The organism is Candidatus Poriferisocius sp., assembly GCF_965214065.1.
GTDB lineage: Bacteria > Actinomycetota > Acidimicrobiia > Acidimicrobiales > Bin134 > Poriferisocius.
In genome coordinates, this window is sequence record NZ_CBDCAT010000028.1 from 826041 (window position 1) to 840505 (window position 14465).

13 protein-coding genes are annotated in these 14465 nt (G+C 64.2%); 5 read left to right on the forward strand and 8 right to left on the reverse strand.

Annotated features, from left to right (window positions below; translation table 11 throughout):
* The first annotated feature begins 8 nt into the window (after positions 1-8).
* Positions 9-626, forward strand: a complete 618-nt coding sequence (locus tag ACOOGG_RS15240; protein ID WP_420436540.1) for a TetR family transcriptional regulator — start codon at positions 9-11, stop codon at positions 624-626.
* Here ACOOGG_RS15240 and betA read toward each other — a convergent pair.
* Together betA and ACOOGG_RS15250 are read right to left on the reverse strand one after the other, a co-directional pair.
* Complete coding sequence (betA, locus tag ACOOGG_RS15245; RefSeq protein ID WP_420436542.1) at positions 587-2239, reverse strand: choline dehydrogenase; 1653 nt, start codon at positions 2237-2239, stop codon at positions 587-589. The two genes, ACOOGG_RS15240 and betA, sit on opposite strands and share 40 nt — an antisense overlap.
* 78 nt (positions 2240-2317) lie before the next feature.
* Positions 2318-3388 (reverse strand): glycine betaine ABC transporter substrate-binding protein, encoded by a 1071-nt coding sequence (locus ACOOGG_RS15250; RefSeq protein ID WP_420436544.1) that lies wholly within the window; start codon positions 3386-3388, stop codon positions 2318-2320.
* A gap of 154 nt (positions 3389-3542) precedes the next feature.
* Here ACOOGG_RS15250 and ACOOGG_RS15255 point away from each other — a divergent pair, with 154 nt between their 5' ends.
* Entirely contained in the window at positions 3543-3917 is a 375-nt protein-coding gene (locus ACOOGG_RS15255) for an SgcJ/EcaC family oxidoreductase (protein WP_420436546.1), read from the forward strand.
* Positions 3918-3937: 20 nt separating this feature from the next.
* Here the strand turns inward: ACOOGG_RS15255 and ACOOGG_RS15260 are convergent, their stop codons facing one another.
* The 5 genes from ACOOGG_RS15260 to ACOOGG_RS15280 form a co-directional block, all read right to left on the reverse strand.
* Positions 3938-5149, reverse strand: a complete 1212-nt coding sequence (locus ACOOGG_RS15260) for a DegT/DnrJ/EryC1/StrS family aminotransferase (RefSeq protein ID WP_420436548.1) — start codon at positions 5147-5149, stop codon at positions 3938-3940.
* A gap of 11 nt (positions 5150-5160) precedes the next feature.
* The gene (locus ACOOGG_RS15265) at positions 5161-5640 is read right to left on the reverse strand and encodes a nitroreductase/quinone reductase family protein (RefSeq protein ID WP_420436550.1); all 480 of its coding nucleotides are present in this window, start codon (positions 5638-5640) and stop codon (positions 5161-5163) included.
* Between the two features lie 17 nt (positions 5641-5657).
* Positions 5658-6524, reverse strand: a complete 867-nt coding sequence (locus tag ACOOGG_RS15270; RefSeq protein WP_420436552.1) for an amidohydrolase family protein — start codon at positions 6522-6524, stop codon at positions 5658-5660.
* 15 nt (positions 6525-6539) lie between these two features.
* Complete coding sequence (locus tag ACOOGG_RS15275; protein WP_420436554.1) at positions 6540-7742, reverse strand: amidohydrolase family protein; 1203 nt, start codon at positions 7740-7742, stop codon at positions 6540-6542.
* A gap of 197 nt (positions 7743-7939) precedes the next feature.
* Positions 7940-8224, reverse strand: coding sequence for a hypothetical protein (locus tag ACOOGG_RS15280; RefSeq protein ID WP_420436556.1), 285 nt, complete (start codon positions 8222-8224; stop codon positions 7940-7942).
* A gap of 129 nt (positions 8225-8353) precedes the next feature.
* Between ACOOGG_RS15280 and ACOOGG_RS15285 the strand changes: the two genes are divergently transcribed.
* The 3 genes from ACOOGG_RS15285 to meaB are packed head-to-tail and all read left to right on the forward strand — an operon-like array spanning position 8354 to position 13223.
* Entirely contained in the window at positions 8354-10057 is a 1704-nt protein-coding gene (locus tag ACOOGG_RS15285) for a methylmalonyl-CoA mutase family protein (protein ID WP_420436558.1), read from the forward strand.
* Complete coding sequence (scpA, locus tag ACOOGG_RS15290) at positions 10054-12252, forward strand: methylmalonyl-CoA mutase (protein WP_420436560.1); 2199 nt, start codon at positions 10054-10056, stop codon at positions 12250-12252. The genes ACOOGG_RS15285 and scpA overlap by 4 nt, the downstream gene beginning before the upstream one ends.
* Complete coding sequence (gene meaB / locus ACOOGG_RS15295; RefSeq protein ID WP_420436562.1) at positions 12249-13223, forward strand: methylmalonyl Co-A mutase-associated GTPase MeaB; 975 nt, start codon at positions 12249-12251, stop codon at positions 13221-13223. The genes scpA and meaB overlap by 4 nt, the downstream gene beginning before the upstream one ends.
* 51 nt (positions 13224-13274) lie before the next feature.
* Here meaB and ACOOGG_RS15300 read toward each other — a convergent pair whose 3' ends face one another.
* Positions 13275-14408, reverse strand: coding sequence for a citrate/2-methylcitrate synthase (locus ACOOGG_RS15300; protein WP_420436564.1), 1134 nt, complete (start codon positions 14406-14408; stop codon positions 13275-13277).
* Positions 14409-14465 lie beyond the last annotated feature (57 nt).

Consider the following 14465-nt stretch of genomic DNA (forward strand, 5'->3'; position numbering starts at 1 on the left):
ACCTGGCGATGGGAGAGACGGGCGAGCGGCCCAGGAATCTGCCGGTTCAGGAGCGGGCCGTGCTTACCCGCGACCGGATTCTGCAAGCCGCCACCGAGGTGATCACCCAGGAAGGCGTCTCGTCGTTGACCCTCGACAAGGTGGCGGCCCGAGCCGGGGTGAGCAAGGGCGGCTTCCTCTACCACTTCGGCTCCAAGGACGCGTTGATCATCGGGCTGCTCAATCAGGTCATGGGAGTGCTCGACAACGAGCTCAACGTGCTGGCCGAGGGCATCGACTCGAAACGGGGAGCATTCGCATTGGCCTACCTCGACTACGTGCGGGAGCCGACCCAGGCGGCCACCGACACCGCGGTGTCGATCCTGGCCGCGGCCGCGGTGGACGACGACCTGCTGGACAGCACGCGGGCCACATTTCAGCGGTGGCAGAATCGGCTGCGCCACGACGATGGGGTCGAAGACGTTCAGGCGCTGTTGGCCCGAATCGTCGGCGACGGGCTCTGGCTCATCGACCTGTTCGGATTGGCACCGCCCACCGCGGAGGAACGCAGGAAGGTGCTCGACCTCGTCTCGAACATGATCACCGCTCATGGAGCGGCATCGAAGGTGGCCGGCTCAGCGGAGTAGCTCGGGGCATCTTGGGGGGCTAGCGGCTCGTTGCCCAAGATCAAGTCGGCTGCCTTCTCGGCGATCATCATCACCGGCGCGTAGATGTTGCCGTTGGTGACGGTGGGCATCACCGAGGCGTCCACAACCATCAGCCCCTCAGTCCCGTTAACCTGCATTGTGCCCGGATCCACCACTGATCGGTCATCGGCGCCCATGCGAGCCGTCCCCGCAGGATGCAGGGCAGTCTCGGCGTCGCGGGCCACCCAGTCCATGATCTCGTCGTCGGTGGCGACTTCGGGGCCCGGCGACAGCTCGCCCGCGTTGTAGAGGGCGAAGGCGGCCTGGTTCATGATTCTGCGGGTCACCCTGATGGTCTCCACCCACTCGCGTCGGTCCTGCTCGGTGGACAGGTAGTTGAACTGGATCGCCGGCTTCACCCGTGGATCGCGTGACTTGATACGCAGATGGCCCCGGGCGTCTGAGTACATCGGCCCCACGTGAACCTGGTAGCCGTGTCCCCCACTCGGCGACGAGCCGTCATAGCGGATGGCCAACGGCAGGAAGTGGAACATGAGATTGGGGTAGGTCACGTCGGGATTGGAGCGAACGAAACCACCGCCTTCGAAGTGGTTGGTGGCCCCTGGCCCCTTGCGGGCCAGCCATTGAAGGCCGATCCAGGGGCGGCGCCACATCTTGAGATGGGGTTGCATGGAAACCGGTTGGCTGGAGGCGTACTGGACGTAGACCTCCAGATGGTCTTGGAGGTTCTCTCCCACTCCGGGCCGATCGGCCACCACCGGGATCTCCAATGACTCCAGCAGACCAGCCGGCCCGACCCCGGAAAGCTGAAGCAGCTGGGCCGATCCGAATGCCCCCGCGCACAGCAGGATGTTCGCACCCTGGGCAGTGCGCTTGCGCCCTCTTTGGCGATACTCCACGCCCGTGGCCTGGTTGCCATCGAACAGCACTCGGCTGATGAGGGTTCCGGTCTCGACCTTGAGGTTCTTGCGGCCCATCACCGGGTGCAGATAGGCCTGCGAAGCCGAGAGCCGCCGGCCGCGGTGTACGTTGCGGTCGAAGGCCGCGAACCCTTCTTGGCGGTAGCCGTTGACGTCGTCGGTCAGCTCGTAACCGGCCTCCTGCACTGCTTTGAAGAAGGCGGTGAACAGCGGGCTGTCGGCCGGTCCTCGCTCCAAAACCAGCGGCCCTTCGCCCCCTCGCCACTGGTCGGCGCCGGCCAAGCAGGTCTCCATGCGCTTGAAGTACGGCAGGCAATGGCGGTAATCCCACGACGCCATACCGGGTGCCGCGGCCCACTTGTTGTAGTCGGCGGGATTTCCCCGCTGGAAGATCATCCCGTTGATGGAGCTAGAGCCGCCCAGCACTTTCCCCCGGGCGTGGTAGACCCGACGGCCTCCCATATGGGGTTCGGGCTCGCTCTCATACTTCCAGTCGTAGAAGCGGTTTCCGATGGGAAACGCCAAGGCAGCGGGCATGTGTATGAACACATCCCACTTGTAGTCTCGGCGCCCGGCTTCCAACACCAGGACCTGGTTGCCGCTGTCCGCGCTCAGCCGGTTGGCCAGGGCGCAGCCGGCAGAGCCGCCTCCGACGATGATGAAGTCGTACAACGACTGCTCCTCAATGGAAATTGGAGAACCGGCGTCGGCAGCTCCCGCAAGCCGCCGACACCGGTTCTCAGCTGGAGCCTAGGAGGGGAGCCAAGCGCTCCAGACGCTCTCGTTATCCGCGATCCATGCCGCTGCTGCATCGTCCACTGACATGCCGTCGTTTTCGATAGCGGCCAGCATTTGGATCTGGTCGGCTGTGGAGTAGCTCATTGCCCGCAGGAGGTGATCTGCGTCAGGAGCGTTCTCCGCCAAGTCGGCGTTAACGATCTTGAACAGAGCGTCCTCTGGATAATCGCAGTCGATGCCGCCGTCGGCATCTCTGGCGTAGCACTCATCGCTGTAGGCGGGGAGGGCCACTCTGGTGAGGTCATAGGAGCCGAACGCCGAGTGCGGCGTCCAGAAGTAGAACAGCACTGGATCTTCGCGGCTGTAAGCGGCGTCCACTGCGGCCAGGATTCCGGCCTCGGAGCCGACGTAGACAATCTCCAGCGGCAGATTCAGATTATTGATGATCTGCTCGTCATAAATCGTCCAACTTGGATCGCCGCTGAGGAACTGTCCCTTGTCGCCGGTCTCGGCGGTGGCGAACAGCCCGGCGAGGGCGGGGTCGGCAAAGCCTTCCCAGGTAGCCAGAGCAGGCTCCCGCTCCACCATGTAGGTGGGCATGAACCAGCCGATTTCGCCAACGGGGCCGATCAAACCGGCGTTGTCAACATTGCCGTCGGCGCTGTCGATGAAGTCGGCCACATTGTCAGCGTGGCCCGATGGCCATACCTCCAGCGAGGCGTCGATATCACCGGTGTTGATTGAGGCCCACTGGGCGTTCTCGTCGATGTCCACCCGCTCTACGGTGTAACCGAGTTCGCTTTCGAGCAGTTGGGCGGCTACGGCCACGTTGGCCGCCGAACCGTTCCAGGGGTTGACGGCAAGCGTGATCGTCGTCTGTGACCCACGGGTATCTTCGGGCTCTGGCTCAGGGGCTTGGGTCGGCGGAGGCGTGGGGGCCTCGGTCGCCGGCGCCTCTGTGGCAACCGGGGCACTGGTATCGTCATCGTCGTTTCCACAGCCCGCCGCAACCAGGGCGAGTACGGCAAGAAGCACGGCGATGATTCGCCAGCGTCGGAATGGATTGGTCTTGTAAGTCCGCATGGGATCCCCCCTACTGTCAATTGCCAAAAACAGGCTAGCTGGACTGTTTTGAAAGATAGCACATCGTTTGGCCGGGCGCTAGAGGTTCTTTGCCATTTGGCAGGGTGGGCGCGGGGCGCGCCATGCTGGTCTTTCCCGATCACAGGAGAATGCAATGGCTGATCTGCCGACCGACCCGTATGAGCTGGTGAGCCAATTCTGCGCGGCGTGGGCCAATGGCGACGCCGATGAGCTCATGGCTTACTTCGCCGACGACGCTGTGTACCACAACGTGCCTATGGATCCCCTAGAGGGGGCCGAGGCCATTCGGGCGTTCTTGGAGGGATTTTTCCCCGCCTCCGGGGGCATCTCGTTTGAGACCCACCATCAGGCGGCCAATGGCAATGTCGTTCTGAACGAGCGCACCGACTACATCAACACCGCCGATGGCCAAGTGGCTCTTCCGGTGTGCGGAGTATTCGAAATACGCGACGGCCGCATCGCCCGCTGGTCGGACTACTTCGACATGGGCCAGCTAGGCCGTACCTGAGCAGTCGGTGCTACCGGGCGCTAGTCGCCGAATAGCTGAGAGAGGGTGTCGACTACGTAACCCACGTCGTCCGACCCCATGCCGTGGTGGGTGGGGATGCACAGGGCGTTGTCCATCACCAGATCGGCGTGGGGGAAACCGTCGCCTGGGGCCCGGTGCTCAATTCCCGAGAAGCCGGGCTGGCGCAGGATGTTTCCGGTCCACACCATGCGGGACTGCACATTGCGGTCTTCGAGATAGTTCTGCACTTCAGTGCGGTCAAAACCCGACTCGGGCCGAAGGATGAACCCGTAGCGCATCCAAGTGGTCTCCAACTCGGGCGTGGTGCGGGGCAGGATCACCTTGTCGGTGTGATTGACCAGCAGGTCGTTGTAGCGATCAAAGGCGTGACGGCGGCGGGCGTTGAACTCCTCGAGCTTGGAGAGCTGCACCAGTCCGTAGGCCGCGCCCAGCTCGGAGGGCTCGAAGTTGTAGCCCAGGTCATCGAAAATGAAGATCTGGTCGTACATGGTGCCGTCGTCCAGCGGGCCCCATCGGGTGTCCTGGCCCTTTCGGGAGCCATACAGATACGACTCTGAGCGCCGTCCCCAGCGGCGCCGGGTCAGGCACTTGTCGTGCATCTCAGGATCGTCCATGGCCACCATGCCACCGTTGCCCGCACAGGTGAGCGAGTGGGAGATGGCGAAGCTGGTCAGGCTGATGTCGCTGCGGGCGCCGATCCTGGACCCTCGTAACCGGGTGTCCAGCACGTCGCAGGAGTCCTCGATCACCTTCAGCCCGTGCTCGTCGGCAATGGCCCGGATGGCGTCCCAGTCGGGGCAGTTGCCCATCAGGTTGGGGGTCATGATGGCCTTGGTTCGGGGGCCGATCATCTCGGGGATCCGGCTCACGTCGATCTGGTACGTGTCGGGCTCCACATCGACGAACACCGGCACCAGGCCCAACTGCACGATGGACGACACGTCGGTGGAGAAGGTGAGCACCGAGGTGATGATCTCGTCTCCGGGCGCCAAGTCGAGCAGGCTGATGGCCAGCAGCAGTGCCGAGGAGCCGGAGTTGACCATCACCCCCCGCTCCTTGCCCAATATGGTGGAGACCTCGTCTTCAAAGCGGGCCACGTTGTCGCCGATGTTGAGGTTGCCTGAGCGCAGTACTTCGAGCACCGCTTCGATCTCGCGCTCGTCTTGGATGGCCCCCGCGGGCGGCAGGGTGCGTATTGGTTGGCTGGTCATGGCGCTGAACCCTAGGCCGGGCGCTTCTCGACCAGCCGCACCAGGGGGATCTGGCGATGGGGGGCCTTGGCCTGGTAGTCGGCGTACCATGCCCGGTCGGCCACCAAGCCATGCCAGGTGGCCTGGTAGTCGTCGCCCTCGCAGATGTCGGCCATCGCCCAGAACTGCCGGCCTTCCTCGGTGATCAACAGCTCGGGATTGGCCTCCTTGTCGGCCAGGTTGAAGTACCACGAGGGGTGGGCCTTGGCCCCGGCGAACGATGCCACCACGATGCGGTGGCCATCGGGATCGCGCCAGTAGGGAAGGGCCACCTTGTGCTCTTTGCCCGAGCGCCGGCCGATGGTGCGGATAAGCACATGGTGCATGCCCACTTGGGCCCACACCATGGGGTCGTCGCTCGACTCCATGGCCTCCACGTGCATCTTTGTTATAACCGGGATCTCCTCCAAAGAGGGTGTCTCCCAGGTCTGCTCTACTCGCTGATCGCTCATGTCCTGTCTCCTGTAGCTCAATCCAACTTGAGAACTCGGCGGGCGTTCTCCCGCAAGAAGCCGGGCCAGACCTTGTCGCGGAAGGGCACGTCTTTCATGTCGGTCATGATCCGCTCCAGCGACAGGCCCATGGGGAAGTAGCCGGCGTAGATGATCTTCTCGGCGCCCCGGGTGTTGGCGTAGCGGATGATGGCCTCGGGGTAGTGCTTGGGGGCGAACGCCGAGGTGGAGTAGTGCAGCCCGGGCCACTTCAACATGAGCTTGACGGCCAAGTCCTCCCACGGCTCGCAGCCGTGGCGGGTTACGAAGGTGAGCTCGGGGAAGTCGTACATCACCTGGTCGATGCGCTCCACGTGCTGGGGTGAGAACGGGAACCGGGGGCCGGGCACGCCGGCGCACACGAAAATGGGCAAATCCAGCTCCACGCACTTGGCGTAGATCGGATAGAACTTGGCGTCGTCGATGGGCACCTGGGGGAAGCAGCCCGCCGGAAACGCCCCCACCGCCTTGACGCCCCACTCCCGGTGGAGCTGGTCGATGCGGCGAACCTCGCCCATCACGTCGTTGGGATCGACGCTCATGGAGGCGATGAACCGCTCGGGGTAGTCCTTCAGCGCCCGCTGGCCGGACTCGTCCTCACAGGAGATGAGGGCGAGTTCGATATTGAACCGGTCCATCTCTTTCAGCGTTACCTGAACGGGGTCATTATCGGTGCCGTACAGCTCCTTGGGCACCCCTTTGAACATGTACTCCACCGGGAAGTCGAACTCCTCGGACGACTGGGAGTCTTTGGTCTGGGCCCGGATGAAGTCGTAGGTGGAGAAATCCGGCTTGGGGAACCCGATCATGGTGTCGATGATCGGGATGTCGGTGGGCATGGCCATGGTGTGAATCCTCTCTCAGGCAGCCAGCGCGGAGCGGGGGGTGATCACATCCCACGCGTTGTCGCGCATCATGGCCTTGGCCTCGGCGTCGGTGAAGTTGGGTATGTCGTAGATGAAGTCGGTGGGCTCTTCCAGCCCTTCGGCATGGGGATAGTCGGAGCCGAACAGCATGTGGTCGGCGCCCATCGTCTCTTTAATCAGGTCGATGTCGTCCTCGTAGTAGGGCGAGACCCAAACGTGGTTCACGAATTGCTCCACCGGGTCGGTTCGGAACTCCTGGGGCATCTTGCCGTAGGCGATCTTCAGCTCCTCCACCAGTCGGGGGGCGAACATGCCCCCGTTCTCAATGCAGGCGATCCGCAGATTGGGGTGGCGATCGTAGAGGCCGTGGCACACCAGGGCGGCCATGGTGTCGAAGATCTGGCGGTCGTGGCCGGTGATCTGCTTGAACGTGGAGGTGCGGAACGACTGGAAGTCGGCGGTGGGCTCCCACCGCTCGTTGTAGTCGTGCAGGCCGCCGTCCCCGCCGTGCATGCCCACGGTGATCCCAGCCTCGGCGATGCGAGCCCACACCGAGTCGTAGTGGGTCATGCCTGGCGAGCGGTCGCCCCCGTCGGGAGTGGGCACCGGGCCGGGCACCATCACCACCATGCGGGCATCGTTGGCCAAGGCCCACTCCACTTCGGATACCGCCCAGTCCACGTCGATCATCGAGATCACCGGGGCGGCGAAGATGCGCTCTTGGTAGGCGAATCCCCAGTCTTCGGCCAGCCACCGGTTGAATGCGGTGAAGGCGGCGACCACGGCCGGAGGGTCGTGGCGCAGCGACTGCTCCATGCCCACGCCCAATGTGGGGAAGAACAGGGCGGCCTCGATGTTCTGGGCATCCATCAACTCCAGGCGCTTGTCGCGGTTGCGGTACTCGGGCCGCTCGGAGATGGGGTCGAGTTCGCCGAACATGGTCTTCACGTCCACGCCGTCTTTGTTGCGCCCTCGGAAGAAGTCTTGAAGCGCTCCCGGCTTGGACACCGGGTCGAACGTGGGGTTGGGGATGAACCGGTTGATCTTGCCCGCCACCAGCAAGCGCTGCTTGCCGTCGATGTTGGCCCACTGCATGCAGCGCTTCTTCATGGCCGGGTCAATGTGGCGGGTGAAGGCGTCGGTGGCCTCGTAGTAGTGGTTGTCGGCGTCGAACACCTTGAACGGCAGTTCTGCCATGGCGCTACCTCTGGTTGGAGTGGGGGGGTCGTTATCCCGATTTTCGCCGCGCCAGCCCAGTCCTACAAATCCCGCTGCGTCCGGGTAGCTTGCTCAGATTTCCCGCAGGATAATTCTGTGGCCAACGGCGGTGCTGAGCCGGATGATGTCAAATGGATCACTGGTAACCACTTGATCTCCTCGCGCGACAGCGGCGATCAGTGCCCCAGTGTCGTAGGTGATTCCTGACAATGGATCTCTTGATTCTCATAAAACCGCCGCCCGCGGTCTAGCACTTCGTCCGCCCATGCGATCTCTTCTTCGGTGAAGGCGCCGTACTCAGCCTCCCATTCCTTCATGTCGGCAAGACCGGCCTCGATAATGGCGGCATCTTCAAGAGCACGGACTTCGTCGTCGCCGGGCGTTCTAGAAGTGGCCAAGTGCTGCCGGAGGGAACACACGGGGCATGTGCTCTGTTTCTCTTGCTGCTCGATATCGGCCACGTCAGTACTTTAGACCATATCAAATGTATGTCAATCCCTTTTCGCTCTATTGCCCGTGCCGGAATAGTGAGGGAGGACGGAGCGGGCCGGTTGGGGGAAGGGGAGGGGGCAGGGCCTACCATCGTGGCTGTGAGCGATGCCGTGATGAGCCTGGCCGGGGATTTCGAACTGGCCGGGCGAGACCAGTGGATGGAGCTGGTGGAGCAGGTGCTGCGGGGGGCGCCGTTCGACAAGAAGCTGGTGAGTTCCACCTACGACGGCATCGCAATCCAGCCGCTCTACACCGGCGCCGACCATGGTGGCGACAACGGCCTGCCCGGTGTGGCGCCCTATACCCGTGGCAGCAAGGTTGTCGGCGGACCGTGGCAGGTTCGGCAGGCCCATAGCCGTGCTACCGGGAACGACGCGGTGCTGGACGACTTGAGCGGGGGGGCTGATGCCATAGAGCTCCACATCGACGGCGAATCCAGCCTGGAAGAACTCGAACACCTGCTCGATGGGGTTCCGGCCACGGTGCCGATCATGCTGGCGCCGGGGAGCGAGGCCGCAATCTGGCACTTGGTCAGCCTGTGGGACAAAAGGGGAGTGGCTAGAGACAAGGCTCTCGGCGGCTTCGGGATGGCCCCTCGCGATCCCGCGGTAGCCGAGTCAGTTGCCAATACCTTGACCCGGAACTACGCCAACGTGTTGGTCGCGGTTGCCGACGGGGTGCGATTGGCCGACCAGGGCGCGAGCGAAGCCCAGGAGCTGGCCGGATCGCTGGCCGACGGAGTCGCCTACCTGAGGGCCTGTGAACAGGCGGGCCTCGACCTGGCGCTGGCGGCAGACAGGCTGGAGTTTCGCTACGCCGCCGGTGTGGACCAGTTCTTGACCATGGCCAAGTTCCGGGCCGCCCGCCGCCTGTGGTCTCGGGTGACCGAGGCGTGCGGCTTCGAGCCTGCTGCCCAACGCCAGCATGCGGTCACCTCGGGGGCGATGATGAGTCGTCGCGACCCGTACGTGAACATGATCCGCACCACCGTGGCCTGCTTCGCTGCTGCTGCCGGTGGTGCTGATGCGATAACGGTCAGCCCTTTCGACGCGGCCATCGGCGCCCCAGACCAGCTAGGGATTCGCATCGCCCGCAACACGCAGCTCTTGTTGCGCGAGGAATCCCACGTCGCTCAGGTGATCGACCCCTCTGGCGGCTCCTATTACGTGGAATCGCTCACCGACGCGCTGGCGACGACCGCCTGGGGCCTGTTCCAGGAGCTGGAGGCGGGAGCGAGCCTGGCCGAGCGCATTGAAGCAACCCGTGGGGAGCGAAGCCGCGACGTGGCCACCCGTCGCCTGCCCATCACCGGAGTAAGCGAGTTTCCGGACTTGGACGAACCGGTGGTGGAGCGACCGCCAGCTCACACCGATACCGAGTTGAGCCGTTTGGCCGAGCCGTTCGAGGCACTTCGGGATGCTGCTGACGCCGCCCAATTGCCTCCAACGGCGTTTTTGGCCAGTCTCGGTCCCGTTGCCGTCCACACCGCCCGGTCTGCTTTTGCCGCCAATCTGCTGGCCGCGGGTGGAATCCGGGCCCTGGCCAACGAGGGCTACAGCACTGCGGATCAAACGGCTCAGGCTTGGTCTGATTCGGGCTCGCCCATTGCTGTGGTGTGCTCATCCGATGAGATGTATCGAGAGCATGCTTCGGCCGCCGTTGCCGCGCTCAAAGAGGCCGGGTGCGGATATGTGCTGCTGGCCGGACGCCCCGATGAGAGCTGGGGGGCCGACGGCTACATCTACATGGGCTGTGACGTGCCAGCGGCCCTGGAGGCCATTCACCAGAGGCTGGAGTTGTGACCGTTCCTGACTTCACCAGCGTCGACCTTTACTCCGAGATCGGTGCGGGGGCCAACGGGACGGTCTGGGCCGATCTCGTGGACTCCGAGGTGGGGGAGAGCCCCGACAGCCTCGCCTGGGCCACGCCGGAGGGATTCGACGTGCGCCGTCTGTACACCGCCGAGGATCGGGTCCCGCTGGACTTCTGCGACACCTACCCCGGTCTGGAGCCCTACCTGCGGGGTCCCTACGCCACCATGTACGCCACCCAGCCGTGGACCATCCGCCAGTACGCCGGATTCTCCACCGCCGAGGACTCCAACGCCTTCTACCGGCGCAACCTGGTTGCCGGCCAAAAGGGCCTGTCGGTGGCCTTCGACCTGGCCACCCACCGGGGCTACGACTCCGACAACCAGCGGGTGAGCGGGGATGTGGGCATGGCCGGGGTGGCCATCGACTCCATCGCCGACATGCAGATTCTGTTCGACGGCATTCCGCTGGATCAGATGACCGTGTCGATGACCATGAACGGCGCGGTGCTGCCGATCATGGCCATGTACATCGTGGCCGGAGAGGAACAGGGGGTAGATCCCCAGAAATTGGGCGGGACCATTCAGAACGACATCTTGAAGGAGTTCATGGTCCGCAACACCTTCATCTACCCGCCGGCGCCGTCGATGCGGATCATCTCCGACATATTCGCCTTTACCTCGACCAACATGCCGAAGTTCAACTCCATCTCCATATCCGGCTACCACATGCAAGAGGCCGGAGCCACTCTTGATCTGGAGCTGGCCTACACCCTGGCCGACGGCGTGGAATACGTGCGTGCCGGGCTGGACTCGGGGCTGGACATCGACGCCTTCGCCCCCCGGCTCAGCTTCTTCTGGTGCATCGGCATGAACTTCTTCATGGAGGTGGCCAAGCTGCGGGCCGCCCGCCTGCTGTGGGCCAAGCTGATGCGCCCGTTCAATCCATCCAACCCCCGATCGCTGTCGCTGCGCACCCACAGCCAGACCTCGGGGTGGAGCCTCACCGCCCAAGACGTCTTCAACAACGTGGTGCGCACGACCATCGAGGCCATGGCTGCCACCCAGGGCCACACCCAGTCGCTGCACACCAATGCCCTGGACGAGGCGCTTGCCCTGCCCACCGATTTCTCAGCTCGAATTGCCCGCAACACCCAGCTTCTGCTTCAGCACGAGTCGGGCACCTGCCGGGTGGCCGATCCCTGGGGCGGTTCGTACTACGTGGAGCGACTGACCCACGACTTGGCCCGGCGAGCGTGGGAGCACATAAGCGAAGTTGAGGCCGCGGGTGGCATGGCCGAGGCCATCGAGGCCGGAATCCCCAAGATGCGCATCGAGGAGGCCGCGGCCCGCACCCAGGCCCGCATCGACTCCGGCGCCCAGACAGTGGTTGGCGTGAACCGCTACCAGGTGGACGGCGAAGAGGGCATCGAGGTGCTGAAGGTGGACAATGCCGAGGTGCGGGCTTCCCAGATAGCCCGACTCGAGCGGCTCCGAGCCGACCGGGACAGCGAGGCCTGCGGTCGTGCTCTAGACGCATTGACGGCGGGAGCCGAGCGCCCAGTGGGCAGTTCGGACTCCAATCTCTTGGCCCTTGCCGTGGACGCCGCCCGGGCCCGGGCCACTGTGGGGGAGATCAGCGACGCGCTGGAGAAGGTGTATGGTCGCCATGCGCCCCGGATCCGCACCATCTCCGGGGTGTACCAATCAGAAATGAGACAAAGCGACGGCAATGGCGGAGGCACCGGAGAGGTGAGGGATGCGGTAGCCGGCTTCGCGTCCCGAACCGGACGCAGGCCCCGCATTCTGGTGGCCAAGATGGGCCAAGACGGCCACGACCGGGGCCAGAAAGTGATCGCCACCGCGTTTGCCGATCTTGGCTTCGATGTGGACGTCGGGCCGCTGTTCCAAACCCCGGCCGAGGTGGCCCGCCAGGCAGTGGAGGCCGATGTACACATCGTGGGAGCTTCGTCGCTGGCTGCCGGCCACCTGACGCTGGTGCCCGAGCTGCGGGCTGAGCTGAAGCAGCTGGGACGGGGCGACATCATGATCGTGGTTGGCGGGGTGATCCCGCCCAGCGACCACGACGAGCTGCGGGCTGCTGGGGCACAGGCCATCTTCGGTCCCGGCACGGTTATCGCTGACGCCGCCCTAGAGTTGCTGTCTGCTTTGGACGACCGCCAGTGATCGACCTCGACGCCTGTGTCGAGGGGGTGCTGAACGCCGATAGAACCTGGCTAGGCCGGGCGGTCACATTGGTGGAGAGCACCCGGCCTGAGGACCGTGTGGCGGCTACCGAGCTGCTGAATCGGCTTCTGCCCCACACCGGTGGGGCCAGAAGGTTGGGAATCACCGGTGTGCCCGGGGTGGGCAAGTCCACCTTCATTGAAGCGTTGGGCACCTACCTCACCTCACAAGGACACCGGGTGGCGGTGCTGGCGGTCGACCCGTCCTCGTCGGTATCAGGGGGCAGCATCCTCGGTGACAAAACCCGGATGCCCAACCTGGCCATCGACGATGCCGCGTACATTCGGCCGTCGCCGTCTTCTGGATCGCTGGGCGGGGTGACCCGCACCACCCGCGAGACCATGACGGTGGTGGAGGCGGCCGGATTCGATGTCGTCCTGGTTGAGACTGTGGGCGTGGGCCAGTCGGAGACCGCGGTGGCCGACATGGTGGACTTCTTCTTGGTGATGATGCTGCCCGGAGCAGGAGATGAGCTCCAGGGCATCAAGAAAGGAGTGCTGGAGTTGGCTGACGCTCTGGTGGTGAACAAGGCCGACGGCGGCAACGAGATCGCCGCCCAGCGGGCGGTCCGGGACTACCGGGCTGCGCTTTCGCTGACCGCACCGGCCAGTCCCAGATGGGTTCCCCCCGTGCTGGCGGTCAGCGCTATCGAGGGCACCGGACTCGACCAGGTGTGGGAACAGATCCATGCCTACTACCGCGCACTGACCGACTCCGGCGAGATGGCCGACCGCCGGGCCGACCAGCAAGTGCGCTGGATGTGGGCCATGGTTGAGGACCGCCTCCGAGACCGCCTCCAAGCCTCCCCAGAAGTTTCCAGCGTGTCCGCCGAACTAGAGGATCAGGTAGCCGCCGGCCTAATCACCCCTGCCGCCGCCGCCGACCAAGTCCTCAAAGCCTTCGACACCTGACCTGGCTGTTTGCGCCATTTACACCATTTGCTGTTAGAGGTGTAAGCGGCCCTAGTTGGAGTTGTGCAGGGGCCCGGTGTAGCGGGCGTTGGGGCGTATGATTTTGTTGTTGGCGGCCTGTTCCAGCAGATGGGCGCCCCAGCCGACCACACGGCTGGTGGTGAAGGTGGGGGTGAACGCCTCCTGGGGCAAACCTGCCAGGTGGAGAACCACGCCGGCGTAGAACTCCACGTTGGTCACGATCACCGCGTTGGGCTTCCACTCGGCCAGATAGCCGAGGATCCGGGTCTCTATGTCGAGGGCTCGGTCCACTAGCTTGCCGCCCAAATCGATCGCGACGGCCTTTAGGGTCTCCGAGCGGGGGTCGGCTGCCCGATAAACAGCATGGCCAAATCCCATGATCTTGCGACCGGCGTCCAGCTCGGCCGCGATCCAGGGCACGGCATTGTCGGGATGGCCGATGGCCCGCAGCATGTCCAGCACCCGGCCTGGAGCCCCGCCGTGCAGCGGTCCGGCCAGGGCGGCCAGCGCTCCGGCCATGGCCCCGCCCACGTCAGTGCCGGTGCTAGTGATGACCCGGGCCGTGAACGTGGAGGCGTTGAAGCCGTGGTCGGCCGTCAGGCACAGGTAAGTCTCCACGGCACGGGCGTGCTGGGAGAGCGGCGTCTGCCCCAAAGTCATTCGCAGATAGTCAGCGCTGTGGGACAGCGACTCGTCGGGGTACAGCGGTTCAGAACCAGAGCGAATGCGAGTGACCGCGGCCAGCACGGTGGGGGTAATGCCAATGGCCCGTATGACCGCAGCCCGTCTTTCGTCATGTTCGAGGTCCAACGTGGGCCGAGGATCGACCTCCATCCCCAGCACACTGCGCAGGACGGACATCGGAGGAAGATCAGTCCGAGCCAGCGCGGCGACAATCTTCACCGTCTCCGGAGTCAGGCGTCGAGCCGCGCCCAGCTCGGCCCTAAACGTATCCTCGGCCTCTTGGTCCGGAAGCGCACCGCTCAACAGCAGGTGAGCCACTGCCTCGAAAGAATGATCGCGGCCCAATGCGGCGGCATTCCAGCCTCGATAGTGGTACCACCCTTCATCCCCGCGAACCGAGCCCACCTCTGTGTCGGCCACTATCAGACCTTTGAGGCCAGGCGGGGCAATGTTCTCGTTCGGCAGGCAGTCAACGTTCATGCCGCCCATGATGCCGCTGTATTGATATATCGACAATATTGATCAATATCTACATTG